The sequence below is a fragment of the Cupriavidus sp. 05L411 genome, assembly GCF_056398045.1.
The window spans coordinates 16,467-34,668 of sequence record NZ_JBFTOQ010000017.1; the positions used below are offsets into that span (position 1 = coordinate 16,467).

At 67.2% G+C, this 18,202-nt stretch carries 13 protein-coding genes; 1 reads left to right on the top strand and 12 read right to left on the bottom strand.

The genetic code is table 11. The annotated features are described in order from the left end of the window. Window positions 1-68: 68 nt before the first annotated feature. The 5 genes from AC1DQR_RS20680 to AC1DQR_RS20700 all read right to left on the bottom strand — a co-directional run bounded on the left by AC1DQR_RS20680 (window position 69) and on the right by AC1DQR_RS20700 (window position 5,766). Window positions 69-1,217, bottom strand: a complete 1,149-nt coding sequence (locus tag AC1DQR_RS20680) for a porin (RefSeq protein WP_477133711.1) — start codon at window positions 1,215-1,217, stop codon at window positions 69-71. 138 nt (window positions 1,218-1,355) lie between these two features. Next, entirely contained in the window at window positions 1,356-2,111 is a 756-nt protein-coding gene (pepE, locus tag AC1DQR_RS20685) for a dipeptidase PepE (protein ID WP_416051199.1), read from the bottom strand. A 34-nt stretch (window positions 2,112-2,145) separates the two neighbouring features. After that, window positions 2,146-3,330 (bottom strand): aminotransferase class V-fold PLP-dependent enzyme, encoded by a 1,185-nt coding sequence (locus AC1DQR_RS20690; protein WP_477133712.1) that lies wholly within the window; start codon window positions 3,328-3,330, stop codon window positions 2,146-2,148. A gap of 45 nt (window positions 3,331-3,375) precedes the next feature. Beyond that, window positions 3,376-4,965 carry an OPT/YSL family transporter gene (locus AC1DQR_RS20695; protein ID WP_477133713.1) on the bottom strand — a complete coding sequence of 530 codons (1,590 nt, stop codon included), beginning with the start codon at window positions 4,963-4,965 and terminating at the stop codon, window positions 3,376-3,378. A 66-nt stretch (window positions 4,966-5,031) separates the two neighbouring features. Then, window positions 5,032-5,766, bottom strand: coding sequence for an IclR family transcriptional regulator (locus tag AC1DQR_RS20700; RefSeq protein WP_416051196.1), 735 nt, complete (start codon window positions 5,764-5,766; stop codon window positions 5,032-5,034). 199 nt (window positions 5,767-5,965) lie between these two features. On the opposite strand from AC1DQR_RS20700, the gene AC1DQR_RS20705 reads away from it, so the two are divergent. After that, window positions 5,966-8,815, top strand: a complete 2,850-nt coding sequence (locus AC1DQR_RS20705) for a hypothetical protein (protein WP_477133714.1) — start codon at window positions 5,966-5,968, stop codon at window positions 8,813-8,815. On the opposite strand, the gene AC1DQR_RS20710 is transcribed toward AC1DQR_RS20705, so the two are convergent. The 7 genes from AC1DQR_RS20710 to AC1DQR_RS20740 form a co-directional block, all read right to left on the bottom strand. Further along, on the bottom strand, window positions 8,812-9,576 hold the full coding sequence (locus tag AC1DQR_RS20710) for an IclR family transcriptional regulator (RefSeq protein WP_174423430.1): 765 nt from the start codon (window positions 9,574-9,576) through the stop codon (window positions 8,812-8,814). The two genes, AC1DQR_RS20705 and AC1DQR_RS20710, sit on opposite strands and share 4 nt — an antisense overlap. Window positions 9,577-9,678: 102 nt before the next feature. Continuing rightward, the gene (locus AC1DQR_RS20715; protein WP_477133715.1) at window positions 9,679-10,749 is read right to left on the bottom strand and encodes a nucleotidyl transferase AbiEii/AbiGii toxin family protein; all 1,071 of its coding nucleotides are present in this window, start codon (window positions 10,747-10,749) and stop codon (window positions 9,679-9,681) included. After that, window positions 10,730-11,137 carry a DUF6088 family protein gene (locus AC1DQR_RS20720; protein WP_183034867.1) on the bottom strand — a complete coding sequence of 136 codons (408 nt, stop codon included), beginning with the start codon at window positions 11,135-11,137 and terminating at the stop codon, window positions 10,730-10,732. The genes AC1DQR_RS20715 and AC1DQR_RS20720 overlap by 20 nt, the downstream gene beginning before the upstream one ends. A 244-nt stretch (window positions 11,138-11,381) precedes the next feature. Continuing rightward, window positions 11,382-12,692: an MFS transporter gene (locus tag AC1DQR_RS20725; protein WP_477133716.1), complete on the bottom strand. Its 1,311-nt coding sequence runs from the start codon at window positions 12,690-12,692 to the stop codon at window positions 11,382-11,384. Between the two features lie 412 nt (window positions 12,693-13,104). Continuing rightward, entirely contained in the window at window positions 13,105-16,119 is a 3,015-nt protein-coding gene (locus AC1DQR_RS20730; protein ID WP_477133717.1) for a c-type cytochrome, read from the bottom strand. Next, window positions 16,116-16,622: a (2Fe-2S)-binding protein gene (locus AC1DQR_RS20735; RefSeq protein ID WP_174423434.1), complete on the bottom strand. Its 507-nt coding sequence runs from the start codon at window positions 16,620-16,622 to the stop codon at window positions 16,116-16,118. Before AC1DQR_RS20735 ends, AC1DQR_RS20730 begins: the two co-directional genes overlap by 4 nt. Window positions 16,623-16,706: 84 nt before the next feature. Continuing rightward, on the bottom strand, window positions 16,707-17,861 hold the full coding sequence (locus AC1DQR_RS20740; protein WP_416051191.1) for an FAD-dependent monooxygenase: 1,155 nt from the start codon (window positions 17,859-17,861) through the stop codon (window positions 16,707-16,709). Window positions 17,862-18,202 lie beyond the last annotated feature (341 nt).

Here is an 18,202-nt window from a genome sequence, read left to right on the forward strand (position 1 = left end):
CAGCTGGGGGAGAGGGCGGGCGCCGGATATGCCGCCGTCATTCCAATCCGCGTTGGCCTGCCGTACCTTCAAAACAAATGGCGCATGCCTAGCATCACGGTGGTCTGGTTGTTGCGGCCGTCCAGCTTCTTGCCGCTGTCGCCGGTCCAGTTGGTCGTTGCGTTGCCGAACAGGCCGGACCAGTCGCCATGTACCCAGTCATACGCCAGCGCCAGGTAGAGGTCGGTGCGCTTGCTCAAGGCGTAGTCCGCCACGCCGTAGGCCGTGGTGCGGTTGCCGCTGAAGGCGTCGGCGCGGGTGCGGTCGTGCATCACACTGGCGGTCAGCGTGACGGCGGGGGTGACCGTGTAGTTGGCACCCACGGTGAAAAAGTCGTCGCGCCGGCTGCTGCCGAACACCGAGTTGAACGCGGCGCGGTTAGTGGCCGTGGCGGCGGTCGACATGCTGGTGATGGTGGCGGTATCGGTGCCGCCCTTGGACGAATCGAAACCAGCGTCGCGGTCGCTGTAGATATAGTTGGCGAACAGGCTCGCGCGGCCGACCGAGGCCTTCAGCCCGGCCAGGTAGATGCGCGCGGCGCGGCTCATGCTGTCGCGGGTTTGCTGGAAGTTGCCCACGGCCACGAGCGGGCCCGAGGCGTACTTCACGCCCAGCGAGACCGACGACATCGCGGAGCCCTTGCCGGCGGTCTCGCCCAGCGCGTACTCGGCAATCAGCGCCACCGGGCCGTAGTTGCCGGTGTAGCTGATCGCGTTGTCATAGCGCTGGCCGGTCAGGAAGACCATCCACGCATTGGACGGCGCGGCGCCCACGCCGAGCGGGTCCACGTAGTACAGCATGGTGTTGGCCGTGGTGTACTGCCGGCCCAGCGCCACTTCGCCGTAGCGCTTGCTGCCGATCTTCACATAGGCCTGGCGCCCGAACAGCTGGCCCTGCTGGTCGAGCTTGCCGGTGTCCGCCAGCAGGCCGTTTTCCAGCACGAAGCCCGCTGACAGATCGCCGCCCAGGTCTTCGCTGCCCTTCAGGCCGAAGCGGCTGCCGGACAGAAAGCCCTCGCCACCCTGTTGCAGGCCAGCCAGCGCGCTGCCGTTGGGGTCCGAATGGGTCTGGTAGGTGAGCGCGGTGTCCATTACGCCGTACAGCGTGACGCCGCTCTGCGCCATTGCGGCGGCGGGCAGGCTCAATGCGAGCGCGCCAAGCCAGTGCTTGTTAGTCATGGTGTTTCCTCCTCCAAGGGTAATAGGGGGCCCGCGCAGGGGTCTTTCGCCCTGCGTCGGGGTGTGGCATGGGTGGTTTGGCGCCGCGAGGCGCCTGGAATCAGGTCCCGGATTCAGTCCCGGATTCAGGCCCGGAAATCAGGCCCGGAAGTCTTGCCAGCCGTCCATGCCGGCCGGCCCGGTGATACGCGACAAAGGGAAGGTCTCGCCCTCGCGCAGCGTCTGTACCTGTCCCTCGGCCGTGAAGTGCAGCGCGTGGCGCTCGCCCAGCACCGTGCCGTTGCTGCCGTCGGAGAACAGCGCGGAGCCCTCCGGCAGCGCGAAGACCTGCTCCGGCGCGTTGATGTGCAGGAACTCCGCCAGGCGCTCTTCGCGGCTTTCGCCGTTATGGCCGGCGGGCTTGCCGCTGATGAAGTGCGGGTTGATCTGGAACGGCACCAGGCGCAGCGCGCGCAGCGAGGGTGGCTGCACGATGGGCATGTCGTTGGTGGTGCGGATGGTCGGGCAGGCCACGTTGCTGCCGGCGCTCCAGCCCACGTACGGCGTGCCGGCCTGTACCTTGGCGCGGATCGCGTCGACGAGATCGGCGTCGTACAGGCGCTTGAGCAGCGCGAACGTGTTGCCGCCGCCAACCGCGATGGCTTCGGCCTCGTCCACCGCGCGGCGCGGGTCGGCGCTGTGGTGGATGGACGCCAGCGTGTAGCCCAGGCGCTCGAACACCGGCTTGACCATGCCTTCATAGGTATCGAAGCTGAAGCTCACGCCGGCGAAGGGGATGAACAGGACCTTGCGTGGCTCGTGCCTGAGCAGGGCATGGATCTGCGCGTCAGCGTGTTCGAGGTAGCCGAGGTTGTCCTTGCGGGAGCTGCTCATCAGCAAGATGCGTTGGTTCATGTCGGGTTCCGGTAGTTCAGTCGTGATGTCAGGCTCAGGCCACGGCGGCGGCGATCAGTTCGGCCACGCGGTCGATTTCCTCATGGGTATTGAAGTAATGCAGCGAGACGCGTGCCATGGTGGACACGCCGTAGCGCGCCAGGATGGCATCGGCCATGAAGTTGCCGGCTTCGATGATGCACTGCTGCTGCTCCAGCGCGGCTACGATCTTGGCCGGGTCCACGCCGCGCACATTGAAGGGCACGATGCCGATGCGGTCGGCGGCATTGGATGGGCCGTAGAGTTCGAAGCCGGCGACGGCGGAGAGCTTTTCCACGGCGTAGGCGGTGAGATCGCGCACGCGTGCTTCGATGGCGTCGATGCCGATGTGCTCGGCATAGCCGATGGCGGTGCCCAGGCCGAGGATGGCCGGCACGATCGGGCAGCCGGCTTCAAACCGGCGTGCGCCCGGCACCAGCGACAGCGCGCCGGTGGCGCGGTCATAGCTGCCGTTCCACCAGCCCACCAGCGCGGGCTCGATGGTCTCGATCAACGCGCGGCGCACATAGAGAAACCCCGATCCTTCGGTGGCGCGCAGCGCCTTGCGCCCGCAACCGGCCAGGAAATCGCAATCCAGCGCCTGCACGTCGGCGCGCAGCATGCCCACGCTTTGCGCGGCATTGACCAACGACAGCACGCCATGCGCGCGTGCCACCGCGCAAATGGCGGCGGCCGGCTGCACCGCGCCGGTGGAATTGGGCAGGTGCGAGAACGTCAGCAGGCGCGTGCGCGGCGTGACGGCGGYGGTGAAGCTGTCGGGGCTCAGCAGACCTTGCGCATCGGCCGCGACCATCTTCACCACGATGCCGTGGGTTTGCTCCAGGCGCTTCCACGGCAGCAGGTTGCTGAGCATTTCCGTGTCGGCCACCAGCACTTCATCGCCCGCTTGCCAGGCGATGCCGCGCGCCACGATGGAGATGCTCTCGGTAGCATTCTTGGTGAAGGCGATCTCGTCGGCGGCCGCGCCCAGCAGGCCGGCGAGTTGTGCGCGCACGGCCTCCACGCGGGCATAGGTGGCCTTGCGGAAGGCCGGCAGGTAGATGCCAACGTGGCCGGTATCGAGCAGGTACGCGCGCACCGCGTCGAGCACGGCGTCCGGCGGCAACGAGGCCGCCGCGGTATCGAGATAGATGGTGGAGGCCGTCAGCGGGGTGTCGGCGCGGATTGCTTGGATGTCCATGAAACGTCTCTGGGTGATGCGGGAAAGAAGGTGCTTCGGCAAGGCTTACTTGCGCAGCTTGGTGACCGAGCCGAAGAAGCTGAACAGCGCGTCGCCCGCGATCACGCCGCCGGCGAAGGCGCTTATCTCCGCGATATCGCGCTCGCCACGCAGGCGCAGCAGCACGAAGCGGATCAGCAGCCCTGCGAGTACGGCCCAGCCGGCCAGCGGCGAGGCGATCAGCATGCCGGTGGACAGCAGGATGCCAAGCTGGCGCCTGGAGCCGCCCAGCCACTGCAACAGCGCGCCCGGAATGGCCCAGATCACCAGGTTGCGCGCAATCTCGGCGGACGAGCCGGCCTTGATCGATGCGGCATAGACGCGGTCCACCGGCGGCAGCAGGCCCTGCGAGAAGAAGGTGCCGTGGAACACCAGCACCACCACGGCCGCCACGGCAAAGCCGATCATCGCGGCGAAGAATTGTTGCTTGCGCCCGGCCAGCTCCGCCTCCATGTCGCGGCCTTCGCCACGCAGCAGGTAGCCGGTCTTGAGGTCGTAGCCCATGTCGGCAAAGGCCGGGCCGGTGGCCGCGGAGAAGCCCACCAGCACTGCCAGTGCCGTCGGCGGGAAGCCGATCAGGATGCCGATGGTCAGCGTGATCAGCGCCACCGCGAAGGCCGGGAACCAGCCCGAGTGCATGGCCGCGATGCCCACGATGAGCTCGTGCACATAGGCGGCAAACGCGGCGTAGAGCACGAATGCCACCAGCATGCCGAGCGACATGTCGGAGACATGGCCGGCCAGCACCGAGATCAGCAGCGCGATGGCCAGGTAGACCAGGAAGCCGCCCGGGAGAATGCGGCTGGCGCGCGCGGCCGGGACTTCGATGGTGCGCGCGTCGGCGGCCGGGGCGTTGCGCGACTTGTGGATCTCGCGTGCCACCTGGAACAGCGCCACCAGCCCGGCGCCGATCATCAGGCCGTGCGGGATATAGGCCTTGGCAATGTCGATGCCGAGTAGCGGCACCGAATAACCGCGCGTCAGCAGCCCCAGGCCAAACATGGTCAGCGCGGCCAGGTTGCCGAGGAACGCAGCGCCAAAGGCCGACATCGGGATGCCCAGCCAGGCTCCGCCCACGCCCACCGCGATGCCCAGGCCGAGAAAGGCCGCTTTGCGCCCGCCACGGTCGCCAGCCCAGATCGCCTCAGCGGTGGCGATGCCGGCCGGCCAGGTGCCGGTCGCCGGGAAGATCTTGCTGCCGAACAGGAAGTACAGCATGGCGCCGTCGACAAACATGGCGATCACCGCGCCGATCAGCATGGGCGTGGCCAGCTCCGGCATGCCCATGGCGTAGGGCACGCCGAGCGGGATCATCAGGGAATTGGCCGCGCCGAAGGTGGCCGAGGAAATCGCCGTCTGCACCAGGTTCTGGCGCTCCAGCACGCGAAAGCGCCGCGTGATCTCCAGCGGGATGCGCGAGAACACAATGGCGATCAGCGCGCCGATGATCGATGTATTGGCCGAGATGCCGAGCGAGACGATCAGCTGCATGCCGATCATCGCGCCGAAGACCGACAGCCCCACCGATACCAGCAGCAGGAAAGGTTCGGTGATGCGCGCGCGCGTGGCGGGCTTGGCCGCCAGGGGTGGGTTCATTGCTGCCGGGGCTTCCATGGTTCTACCTTTCATCATCTGTCCTGCCAGTGTTCTCCGCACGTTTTTTTAGCGGATGAAGCCGGCAACCTCCTCGATTGGCCCCTTGGCCCGGCGCATCGCGTCCAGCAGGCGGGGAACGGCCTGTATGTCCAGTCTTTGCAGCGGCCCGGCGATGCCCAGCGAGCCCACCACCGCGCGCCTGTCGCGCGACCACAGCGGCACCGCCACCCCGGCCACCGCGGCGGCGGCTTCTTCACGGGTATGCGCCCAGCCGTCGGCGCGGATGCGGGTGAGCTGTGCCTCCAGTGCATCCACCGCCGCGTCCTGCAAGCCGCCCGCGCGGTACACCTGCAGGCGCAGGGCCTCGTCCTGGAAGGCCAGGATGGCCTTGGCATGCGCGCCGGCAAACAGCGGAAAGCGCTGGCCCACTTCGATGGAAAAGCGCAGCTGGTGCGGGCTCTGTGCAATGTCCGTGCACAAGCCCTCAAAGCCCTCACGCCACGACAGAAAGACGGTCTCGCCGCTCTGCGCGGCCAGCGCCTCCAGCGCGGGCTGCACGACTTCGCTGGGCGAGAAAGCCTTGCGCGTGGCCTGCCCCAGTTCCAGCCAGCGCAGGCCCAGGCCATAGCGGCCGGCCGCGTCCTGCACCAGGAAGCCGTTGGCGGCGAAGGTCGCAAGTACGCGATGCACCACCGCATGGTGAATGCCGGCGTGCTTGGCGAGTTCGCGCACGCCCCAGCTCGGCTGGCGCACGCTGAAATGCGTCAGCAGGCCGAGGGCGCCGTTGAGGGTCTTGAGCATGCGATCTTTGCGTCTTGTTGTTTGTGTCTCTATTTAAGAGACAGCGTCTCTGTATTTGTAAAATGCTAGGCCTCGCCATGGACTCGAACAATCAGGGTAAACACGGAATGCTGCCGCGCAACGGTGCACGCGTGTGTGCTTTGCCACGCCACAACGCCGCCTATACTTGGGCGGGAATGTGCAAAGGAAAGGGCCCCGCATGCCAGTTCAAGAGCAGCCTTCGGATGACGAACTGGCCCGCATCGCGCGCCGGCGCCGCCAGCTCGGGATTGCCCGGCGCGCGCGCGATGGCGACAGCAACTGGGCGCTGGCACTCTCGGGCGGCGGGATCCGCAGCGCAACGTTCTGCCTGGGCGTGATGCAGGCACTGGCCAAGGCGCCTGCGCCACCGGTGGCCGGTCCTGCGCTGCACGCAGTTGCCAACGAGGCGCCGCCGGACGCCATCCAGGAAGGCGACGGACCGGATGCCATCGTCCCCGCCCCCGCGCCAGCCACCACCTCCTTGCTCGGCCAGTTCGATTACCTGTCCACCGTCAGCGGCGGCGGCTACATCGGCGCTTTTTTCTGCAGCCTGTTTGTGCCGGGCAGGTTGAAGCCGGGCACCACGCCGCCGGAGGCTGCAGCACTTGCTTACCGCACGTTGCAGCATGAGCCGCCAGAGCGCATCCGCTCGTCGGCGTCCTACGCCCCCGATCCGGGGCGCGCCGCGGTGGCGTGGCTGCGCGAGAACGGCCGTTATCTGACGCCGACCGGCGCTGGCGATTCGCTCTACGCGGCCTCGCTGGTGGTACGCAACTGGTTCGCCATGCAGTACGTGATTGGCAGCGCGCTGCTGTTGCTGCTGGCGGTGCTGGCGTTGCTGCGCCATCTCGCCATCGGCACCTGGCTCGACCTGGGCCGGCACGAACTGGACCTGCTGCACGACGCTCGCCAGGTGTTCAACGAGGGTGGCCTGGCGATCTGGTGGAGCGAGCTGCTGTGGCTGCCGCTGGCGGCGCTCCTGCTGTTTGCCGTGCCGCCGGGCGTGGCGTACTGGCTGGTCTATCCGCACGGCGGTGATGGCAAGGAGGCCTTGCGCTTTGACAGCCTCGCCACGCGCCTGGCTGCGCTGGCTGGCGTGGCGATGCTGGTCATGGCCGCGGTCCTGCACCACGTCGGCCCGGGGCTGGTGTTGTCGTGCCTGCTGCTGGCGATGGCGGTGCTGACGCTGGCGGGCGTGGCTTGCTGCTTTGTGTTGTGCCGGGTGCCGCCGGCTACCGTGCAGGACTACCGGGTGCGGGCCACGCGCCTGCTGAGCCAGGCCATTGGCATTGCGCTGTGGCTCGCGGCGCTGGGCGTGGCGGACACCGTGGCGGGCACCTTCTATCTCTACACGCAGGCCTCCCATCAGCCCTGGCGCACGCTCGGGCCAGCGGGGATGCTGGGTGCGCTGGTCTGGCTGATCCGCTATGGCGCGGCGCTGGTCGATGGCAAGGGCCGCAATGGCGGTAATGGCGGTAACGGCGGCAATGGCAAGGGCGGCACGTGGCGCGCGCGTCTGCCAGTGTCGCTGCTGGCGGGCATTGCCGCCGCCGTGGTGGCGCTGCTGGTCTTCGTGCTGTGGTCGTGGCTGGTGCTGTGGGTGCGCTGGAATGGCGGCGAGCCGCTCGACTGGTTCACCTTCGGCAACGCCTACACCACGCCGGTGCTGTGCACGCTGATCGTGCTGGCGCTCGGGCTGACCATGATCGCCGGGCGTTTCGCCGGCTTTCTGAACCTGTCGACGCTGCAGCCGTTTTACTCGGCCCGCCTGACCCGCGCCTACCTCGGCGGCTCCAACGGCAAGCGCTTCATGCCTGGCAGCGGCGCGGCGCCCGCGCAGCAGCATGCCAGCCAGCGTGCCAGGCTGAGCGTGGCAGAGCCCGCGGACGGCGACGCGCTCAGCCTGAACACCTACTACGATCCCGCCATGCTGGCGCCGCTGCACCTGATCAACGTCACGCTCAACCTCACCGTGGATCCCGCCGAGCAACTGGTGCAGCGCGATCGCAAGGGCAAGCCGCTTTGTGTGGCGCCAGGCCCCTTCGTGCTGCCGGCAACGGCCTCGCGCACCGTGCCCGAGGATTCCTTCGTGCGCTTCACCGTGGACGGGCAGCGCTATTTTCCGGAAACGCACAAGGCGGGCGGCAGTGAGCTCTCGCAATCGCGCACGCTGGGCGACTGGATCGCGACCTCGGGCGCGGCGGTCTCCACCGGGCTGGGCCGCTCCACCACGCTGGGCACATCGCTGCTGCTAGGGCTGGCCAACCTGCGCCTGGGCACCTGGTGGCCGTCGTACCCGCTGGATGCCGGCAGCGCGCCGCGCGCCGGCGGCGCAGACCGCAACCGCGTGCAGGCGGACCTGCCCGGGTCGCCCTGGCTGGGCGGGTTGATCACGCTGTTCCGCACGCAGTACTACCTGGCCTGCGAACTGAGCGCGCGCTTTCATGGCACGCGGCGGGGCTGGCAATACCTGTCGGACGGCGGGCATTTCGAGAACACCGCCGTGTATGAGCTGCTGCGGCCCGAGCGCGGGGTGGGGCTGGTCGTGCTGTGCGATTGCGGAGCGGACCCGGACTACCAGTTCGGCGACCTGGCCAACCTGATCCGGCTGGCCCGCATCGACATGGGGCTGGAGATCGTGGTCGATGCCGCAGCCGCCGGCGATACCGTGCTGGGCAGCGTGTTCGGCACGCCGGAGGATTTTCTGCCGGCGGCTCGCCAGAACCCGGCAACGGCCAACAAGTGTGCGCTGCTGTTGAACGTGTACCGAGCGCTGGAGCCCGCCGCCATGCGCCGTCCCGTATCGCGCATCGTGCTGCTCAAGCCCTGCCCGATTGCCTCGGCGCCGGTTGATGTGCAGCAGTACCGCGCCGGCCATCCGGCCTTTCCGCAGGAACCCACGATCGAGCAGTTCTTCAATGAAGCGCAGTGGGAGAGCTACCGCGAGCTGGGGTTCTCCATCGGCCAGCTTGTGTTCGGCGGTGGCGCCCGGGGCGATGCGGTGGCGCGCGCCTTGTGGGCGCGCTAGCGCCCGAAACCCACCACCTCTTCCAGCCGGCGGCTGGCTTCGCGCAGGGCTTCCAGCAGGCGCGGGACCGACTCCTCATTCAGGCGTTGCTGCGGGCCTGCGATGGCCAGCGAGCCAACCACCTCGGTCTGGTCGCGCGACCACAGCGGCAGGGCCAGCCCCGCCACGCTGGCGGCGGCCTCGCCGCGCGTGTGGGCCCAGCCCTGCTGGCGGATCTCGGCAAGCTGCGGCTCGATGACGGCGGGATCGGGCGCGGCCAGCGTAGGCTGGTCCTGGGCGCGCTGCCTGGCGTTTTCCAGCACACGGGCCCGGAAGGCGTCGTCCTGGAAGGCCAGGATGGCTTTGGCGTGCGCGCCCGCGTGCAGCGCAAAGCGCTGTCCAAGCTCGATCGAGAAGCGCAGCTGATGCTGGCTCTGGACCATGCCGACGCATAGCCCTTCATGACCGTCCAGCCACGACAGGAAGACAGTCTCGCCGCTTTGCGCGGCCAGTTTTTCCAGCACGGGCTGCACCACCTCGGCGGGCGAGAACGTCTTGCGCACCACCTGGCCTAGCTCGAACAGCCGCAGCCCCAGCGAATACTTGCCGCTGGCCGCGTCCTGCACCAGGAAACCGTTGGCGGCAAAGGTGGCCAGCACACGGTGCACCACCGCGTGATGCACCCCGCTGTGCTTGGCCAGCTCGCGCACGCCCCAGGTGGGCTGGCGCACCGTGAAGTAGGTCAGCAAGGCCAGCGCGCCGTCGAGAGTCTTGAGAGTCATACCGTTATCCTGCCTTGATCCTGCTTTGCATGGGCAGCATGGTACGGATAAGCGGCGCGCGGCTCAATCTTTGTTGTCGAGAAGGCACGGTGGCGGGGAGCCCTAGCCGGACCTCGTGGTACTTGCCGTTGTCAGGAAGTGCTCTGCGATTGCGGCGAAAGACGCAAAGCAGGTCTCGAAAGCTGGCTTCTCTTTTGCGAACAGGAGAGGGAGCAGGCGCTGCGAGAAATCTCGGCGCAGGCCTTCGTCGCTACGGGCGCGATCCAGCGCGTTGCGCAGGACGGCGTAGGGCTTGGTATCGAACCCGGGATGTTGGCCCTTGAACTCTTCAACGTCTTTCGCCACGAGCGCGGCAAAGACAGCACGAGCCGGCTCGATTGCGTCTGGCCGTGCCGCGTGGATACGCCAGACGTCATCGACGTGGCGAACCAGAGCCGGGTCGGAGTCGCCACGCTGGTGCCCATCCCACTTCCAGGCGCAGCGTCGCAAGAGCGAAAGCACCTTCTCCGCGAGGGTCTCCGCGACCGAGATCGCAAGCATCTGGAAACGAACCGGCGTGTCGCGGGGAATGAATCGATCCAGCAGGTAGCCCATATCGAGCGCTTCGACCGGGAGCTTGGGCGGACGATGGATGAGTTCGACTTTCAACTCTGGACGCAAGACGCCGGAGACATCCTTGAATTGCGGACCATACTCAACCGCAAGCCTGTAGTAGCGACGGTTGTCGTTGGAGAGTGGGTTGTTCCTGTCTTCGATTTTCGTAAAGACGAAGCCAACCCGGGTCAGGCGCTCCTCCAGTTCGGTCTGGATGTCGCCCAGACGCTTGCGCGTCGAATGACCTTTGGGCAGCGCATAGCCATCCGGAGCGTCTTCCAGCAGAACCTTGATGTCGATGTCTTCCGACATCCGTTCGATGAGGCCGTGGGCTTTCGACAGGCAGGTGCCGCCGGCAAAGACAAGCTGGCTCTTCAGCGCTACCCGAGCCGGGCGCGTATCTCCCGTCCTGCGCTCTTGCCGATGTGCGATGTGCGCGATCCGGATTTTGGAGAGTGCAATCAGCGCATCGGTGATGTGGATGTCTTTTTCCGCTACGGCGGGCGGTAAGTTGTTCAGCAGGCCTGCAGTGGCAGCGTCTTCAATGTCGGACTTGAGCTCAGCGGTGATGGCTTTCATATTGGATGGTCCGATCGCCTACCGTGATTTGCCGGCTGATGCGTCGGCGTCCAGTGTTGACAACGCTTCCCATCGGGATCTGGGTGCTCCTGCCGCTGTTGTAGTCCTGCGCGAGCTGGCTTGGGGAGATCGCGATGCCAAGCTTTTGGAACAGCTCGGCAGCTATGTCCTCGAGCGTGCCGGCGGGCGTCGGTTTTCCGGTGAACTTGTTAACGCGCGTCTTGGCAAACGCCCCCTTGCTAACGCGGACCAGCTTGCCCTCATCCACAAGACGGGCTAGCACGCGGCCAACCTGTGCGGAGCTTCCCAGCTTGGCAAGCTCCGAGCGCAGGATGACAGTCGCAGCGCGCTGCGTTAGCGAGCGATTGATTCGGTCTTCCAGTTTCATGGCTCGCCTGCCGGGTCGGATTTAAGTTGATAGTGACTCTATCACATGAAGTGCCAGGAACTGGCTCTGGAATTGGGAAGTACGTTTCAGAATCTGCTCATTTATGATCAGTTTTTGTGAGCGAATTCAGTGAAAAAGTGCGTAAAAATACACAAAAAAGCTCCCGATTCCTCGGGAGCCTCTTGCTTTCGCGCTTAGCCCGGCCGTGCCCGCATTGCACGGAGCCGGACGGCCAGGCCAAACACTACCGGTTGACGACCTTGGCCGGCATCGCCAGCACCAGGAAGCAACTCGCCACCAGGCAGCCTGCGAACAGGATCAGGCCGGCGCTGGGGCTGTGGAATGTGTCTTTCAGCCAGCCCAGCAGGTAGGTGGCCGCGAACCCGCCCAGGTTGGCGATGGAGCAGGCCAGCGCGATGCCAGCGGCGGCCGCGGTGCCGCTCAGGAAGGTGGATGGCAGGCACCAGAACACCGGGAAGGTCGCCACGATGCCTACGTTGGCCACCGTCAGCATCACCAAGGTGGCGGAGGTGGAGCCGGTGACGAAGGTGCTGCCGACCAGGCCGGCGGCGCCGGCCAGGGTGGGCAGCACAATGTGCCAGCGGCGCTCGCGCGTCTTGTCGGAGTGGGCGCCGTTGAGCAGCATCCCGATCACCGCCGCGGCGTGCGGGATGGCGGTGAGCAGGCCGATGTGCAGCGGGCTGGCCACGCCGGAGTCGCGGATGATGGTGGGCATCCAGAAGCCGATGGAGTACGTGCCCATCAGCAGGCACATGTCGATCAGGCCCAGCATCCACACGCGGCGATCGGTGAAGGCGGCCATGAGCGAGTGGTTGTTTTCCACCAGCACGTCCGTATCCAGGTTGCGCTGCAACGTGCGCTTTTCGTCAGCCTGCAGCCACTTGGCGTCCTTGATGCCGTTGGGCAGGTAGATGAACACCATCACGCCCAGCAGCACCGAGGGGATGGCCTCCAGGAAGAACAGCCACTGCCAGCCGGCCCAGCCGTGCATGCCGGCAAAAGCGGTCATGATCCAGCCGGACAGCGGGCTGCCGATCATGCTGGCAAGCGGCAGGCCCATCATGAACAGCGCGATGATCTTGCTGCGCTTGTGGGTGGGGAACCAGTAGGTCAGGTACAGCAGCACGCCGGGCAGGAAGCCCGCCTCGGCCGCGCCCAGCAAGAAGCGCAGCACGTAGAACTGCGTTGGCGTGGTGACGAACATGGTCGCCCCGGACAGCAAGCCCCACGTCACCATGATGCGGGCGATCCAGAGGCGCGCGCCCACCTTTTGCAGCACCAGGTTGCTGGGCACCTCGAACAGGATGTAGCCCACGAAGAACAGGCCCGCGCCCAGCCCGTAGATCGTCTCGCTGAAGTGCAGGTCGTCCAGCATCTGCAGCTTGGCCAGCCCGACGTTGATGCGGTCGAGATAGGCGGCGAGATAGCAGGCGCAGAAGAACGGGATCAGGCGCCAGGTCACCTTGCGGTAGATGTCTGGCTCGGCCGCCGCGGGTAGTACGCCCGCCGCGCCGTCTGGATACTGATACGACATGTTCACTCCTTTACTGTTTACCGTTGTCTACCGTGTGTGTCTTTGCCACCGCTGCGGGCGGCTGGCTTGTGCGGTTTGCTATGCAAGCAGCGGGCCAGGCCTGTTCAGTGATGGATGGCTGTCTTCTTATGGTTTCCGGCGGGCTGGCCGGGGTGTTACGCGCCGTCCTTGTGCAGGGGCGGCACCGCTTTCCTTCATGCGGCACTCATGTAGTGCCTGCTACATTATCGTTCAGCGTAAGCTACATAAAACAAGCTAGCAAGAGCGTGGTGGTGGTTTTCTCCTCGGGGTTTTCCCCCTGCCGCGCGGCGTATGCACCGGGTATGCGCGGCAGGGGGCTGCGGCAAGGCGGCTTGCCGGAAAAATGGCGGACGGATGGCTTCAGGCCGGCCCGGTATTGTTCAGTGCCTGCTTAATGAGTGGGTTGGTGAGTGGGGGCCGCGCGCAGCCGCGCGAGCGTATCGTCCACGTTGTCCCAGGCGGGTTTGTCGGGGGCGAAGCGCTTGCGCAGGTAGTGCACCAGTTGCGTCAGCTGACGGTCGTCCAGGCTCTCGCCAAAGGCTGGCATATAGCCCAGATCGCTTGTCCCCGGCGTGGGAATGCCATCCAGCAGCACGCGGATCAGGTTGTCCGGCTTGTCGCCGTGCAGATTGGTATTGAGCGCGAGCGACGGCTTGATGCCGAATTGCCTGATGCCCTGGTCGCTCTGGTGGCAGACCGCGCAGGCATTCTGGTACAGGCGCGCGGCGGGTCCGCCAAGCGTGCGCGCGGCATCGGCGCTGCGTTGCTCAAGCTGCTGCGCCTGTGCGCTGGCCGCCGCCGCATCGGGCTGCGCGTCGCCGAACGATGCCACATAGTGCGCGATGGCGCGCACATCATCCTCGGGCAGCAGCGCCAGCTCTTCGATGACCGGCGCCATCGGCCCGGCCGCCGCGCCATGATGCGGGGCGTAGCCGGTGCGCAGGTAGGAGAACAGCGATTGCTCCGTCCACGGCACCGGCGCGTGCGACAGCTTGCCCAGCGCGGGCGCTTCCCAGCCTTCGGCCTCGCCGCCGCCAAGATAGCGCCGCCCGCCTTGCTCGGCGCCCAGCGCGTTGCGCGGCGAATGGCAGGCGCTGCAGTGGCCCAGCCCTTCGGCCAGGTATGCGCCGCGGTTCCACTGCGCCGAGCGGGCCGGATCCGCCTCGAAGGGCTTGGGGCTGTGGAACAGCAGGTTCCATCCGGCCATCAGCGGGCGCAGGTTGTAGGGGAAGGCCAGCGCGGTCTCGGGCGCCTTGGCGCGCACTGGCTCGGCGGCCATCAGGTAAGCGTAGAGCGCCTGCAGATCGCCATCGCTGGTCTTGGCAAAGGCGGTGTAGGGGAACGCCGGGTAAAGATGCCGGCCATCGCGATGAATGCCCTGGCGCATGGCGCGCTCGAACGCCGCGTAGGACCAGTTGCCGATGCCGGTCTCGACATCGGGTGTGATGTTGGTGCTGTAGATGGTGCCGAATGGTGTGTCCAGCGCCAGCCCGCCCGCATTGCGCGCGCCGTTGGGCGCCGTATGGCAGACCGCGCAATCCCCGGCCGCCGCTACCAGCCGGCCGCGCTCGATGGTGGCGGCCGAGTAGAAGCCGGCCCCCGGCGGGGCCACCGGGGCGATGGGCGCGCGCCATGGCATGGCTGTGACAAACAAGCCGGCCGCGGCGGTGGCGCCGGCCAGCAGCCAGTTGCGCTTGCGGGCGGCACCGCGCTTGGGTGTGCCCTCGGGATTGGCCTGCGCGGCCAGCGCAAGCCGGATGCGTTCGCCGCTGAAGGGCGGCTCGCGCAGGCGCACGCCGGTGGCGTCGAAGATGGCATTGGCCACGGCCGGCGCGGCGGGCAGGGTGACTGCCGCGCTCGTGCCGAGCGTGGCGCTGGCGGGGCGCAGCGCGCCGGCAACGCGCACTTCCGGCAATTGCGCGGTGGCAAGCGCCGGCAGGTTGGCATCGTGTACCGCGGGCAGGTTGGCGGCGGGCCAGCTATCGAAGCGGCTGCCGTCGACGGTGAGTTGCTGCGCGGCGCGCGCGGCCTCCTGCTGCAAGGCCACGGCATTGGCCCCGCCTTGTTCGCCCGCATCGCTGTCGTGTCCTAGCGTGACGCCGGTGACGCTGACCTCGCCGGTGGTGGCATCCACTTCGACTTCCGCCACCCAGGCCGACCAGCTGTGCACGGGCTGGCCGCCATCGGCCTGCCCGGCTTCGATGGTGCTGGCGTACGCAAAGCCGCGTCCGCGCCGTACGTTCTGTTGCGCTTGCGCGCGTTCGCCGCGTGGCTGCCAGTTGGCCTGCGCCGCGACCCGGCGCACGAGGTCAGCGCCGCGCGTGTCGTCGAGATGGCGCAGCCGCAAGGCCACAGGATCCTGTGCGCTAGCTGCCGCCACTTCGTCCAGATGCGACTCATGCGCAAACACGTGGGCGCGTGCTGCCTGCGCTGGCGTGCTCTCCACGCGCGGCTGTCCCGGCAGCTCGGCCTGCGCGACGCTCAGGCTGTCAAAGCGGTAGGGTGGCAGGATGGCATCGTCGCGCGTGTCGCGTCCAGCGGATGCTTCCGGCTCTATTTCGGTGACCGGCGCTGTCGTGCGGGTCAGCCACAGGGCCAGCGGCGGCGCATGCATGACCGCAGCGCTGCCGCGCGCATCCACGGCTGTGTTGACGGCATAGGCGGCGATTTCGCCATCGCGCGTCCAGGCGCTTTCGATGTGGGTGTTGACCATGGCCTGCATGGCGCCAAGTTCATGGGCCTCCACGCGCACGCGCACCACTCGCCCGGCCGAATGCGCCAGCAGGGCGGCATCGGCGGCGGCGTGGTGGGCGTACAGGGGATCTTCGTCGTGGCCCGGGGCCTGCCAGCAGATCAAGGTAATGCGGTCTTCGCCGATGCCGAGCAGGGCGGCGAGTTCGGCCCGCAACGCGCCGGGGCGACGGCTGGGCAGCCACACGCGCAGCGCGCTGTCGCGCCAGTCCGCCATCGCGGAGCAGCCGGCGGCTTGCAGGCCGGCGAGTGGCCATTGATAGTCCTGCGCGCTGCGGCCGGCGGCATCCGCCATGGCCTGCGCGGCGTCGCCGTGTTCGGCAACGATGCGGCGGGCGAGCGGCAAGCCCGAGGCTGCCGCTTTCGGCGGGGCTTGCCAGTGGGCGCGCAGCGCGTGGGCGGCTTGCAGCGCCCGTGGCGCGGTATCGGCAGCGATGCCGAGAAAGTCGCCCCGGCGCAGTACCGTGGCAACACCGGGCACCGCGCGCGCGGCCGTCTCATCGCAGTCGATCAGGCGGGCGCTAAGCAGCGTGCCTGTTTGCCATGCCAGCACGGGCGGGCGGATGACGTGCCCGGCCAGCCACTCCCGCTCGGGCGGCGGCTGCCATGCGCCGGGGCCGGCCTGCGCCATGACGAGGTCGTCGCGCCCGCTCATGCCGCGCCATCCCGGCCTGCGGCCTGGCGCAGCAGCACGGCGGCGCGTTGCACCGCGCGCAGGATCTCCACGTGCGTGCCGCAGCGGCAAAGGTTGAAGCGCAGCGCCTCGCGGATCTGCGCCTCGCTGGGGTCGGGGTTTTCCGCCAGGAGTGCCTTGGCGGTCATGATCATGCCGTTCAGGCAATAGCCGCACTGCGCGGCCTGCTCATCGATAAAGGCTTGCTGCACCGGGTCGGGCTGCCCGCCGGTGGCCAGCCCGTCGAGCGTGGTGATGGCGCGTTGCGCCACCGCTTTCACGGGAATCACGCAGGAGCGCGCCGCCACCCCGTCCACCAGCACCGTGCATGCGCCGCACTGGCCCAGCCCGCAGCCGTACTTTGGCCCGTTGCAGGCGAGGTCATTGCGCAGGACATAGAGCAGTGGCGTGTCGGGATCGACCTCGGCATCGAGCTGGTACGTAGTCCGGTTGACCCGGAGGCACAGGGGGCGGGGCGTGTTCATCGGGGGGCTGTGGGGCGTTTTAGAACATCACTCGCTCGGGGCCGGGGCCCCGGAAGGCTCCCGGCGGTCTGGCTGGGGCGTGGCTCAGGCTGCGGCGGCCACGCGCCCGGCTTCCACCAGCGGTTCGTTGAACACATCGTAACCGAAGCACCAGTCCGGGTTCTCGTTGGTGCGCAGCCAGGTGTTGTTATGCGAGACCAGTTGCACCTTGCCGGCGCGCTCGGCCCGGTTGGCTTCGTACAGCGAGAACGCGGCGCTGAAGTCCGACAGCCCGGTTTGCTGCAGGCAGCGGGTCAGCATGGCTGCGTCTTCGATGGCCATGGCCGCGCCCTGCGCCATATGCGGCTTCATTGGGTGGCAGGCGTCTCCCAGCAGCACCAGGCGGCCGCGGCTCCACACCGGCAGCGGATCGCGCTCCAGCAGCGGCCACTTGGTCACTTCCACGGTGCCTTCGATCAGCGATTGCACGCCTTCGTGCCAGCCGTCGAACGCGGCGCGCATTTCCTCGATGCTGCTGGGCAGCCAGCTCTTGGTCATGTCCCAGGTGGGCTCGGGCACGCCGGTGACGTAGTAGATCTCGTCAAGCTTGCTGGTATCGAAGTACACCATCATATGGCGATCGTCTGACCACCACTTGGTGCAGCGGTCATGGGTGAAGCCCTTGACGCGCGCGATCGGGAACACGGCGCGGTGCGCCACGTAGCCGGTGTACTTGGGCGGCTCGGCGCCCAGCAGTGTCTCGCGGATGCGGGAGTTCACACCGTCCGCGCCGATCACGATGTCGGCTTCGTCCACGGTGCCGTCGGCAAAGCGCAGGCGCACCACGTGGCCCAGGTCTTCCACGCTGGCCAGCTTCTTGTCGAACAGCAGCGTGCCGGGCGCCACCGCCTCGGTCAGCAGGGCGTGGAAATCGCCACGGTGCACGGTCAGGTAGCTGGCGCCGTAATGCGACAGCGCGTAACGCCCAAGCGGGATCTGGGCGATCACTTCGCCGCTTTGCCAGTCGCGGCTGTACCAGTAGTCCGGGTGGCAGCCCATGTCGTTGAGCGCATCTTCGAGGCCGATCCTGCGCATGACCTTCATCACATTGGGCCCGACGTGGATGCCGGCGCCCAGGCGCGAGAACGCCGGAGCCTGCTCATACAGCTTGACTTGGAATCCGGCGCGCTGCAGCAGGGCGGCCGCGACCGTCCCCCCCAGTCCGGCGCCAATCACTGCGATCCGTGGTTTGCCTTGCACGATATTTCTCCTGGCGGTGTGATGTGGGTCTGAAGTGGCCGTCTGGCCAATCGGTAAATCGAGTGTACACACGAGAAATTTGCTTGTAAAGAAATGGCATGCCATCCCTATGGAAAACCCTTATGCCAAAGTGACTGCCCCGTGTTAATGCCAAAAAACCGTGAAATCAAGCACCGTATGAGGGGTTCATTCATGAAGCGGGCACTGAAATCGTGCACCGCGCCCGGTCGAACGCCTTGTTGTGAAAATAGCGTGTGTACACTACAATCGTTCGCAGGACACGGAGACCGGCGAAGGCTCCGGTCCGGCCGTGCAGGGCGCTTCTCCGCTAGGACGGGCGC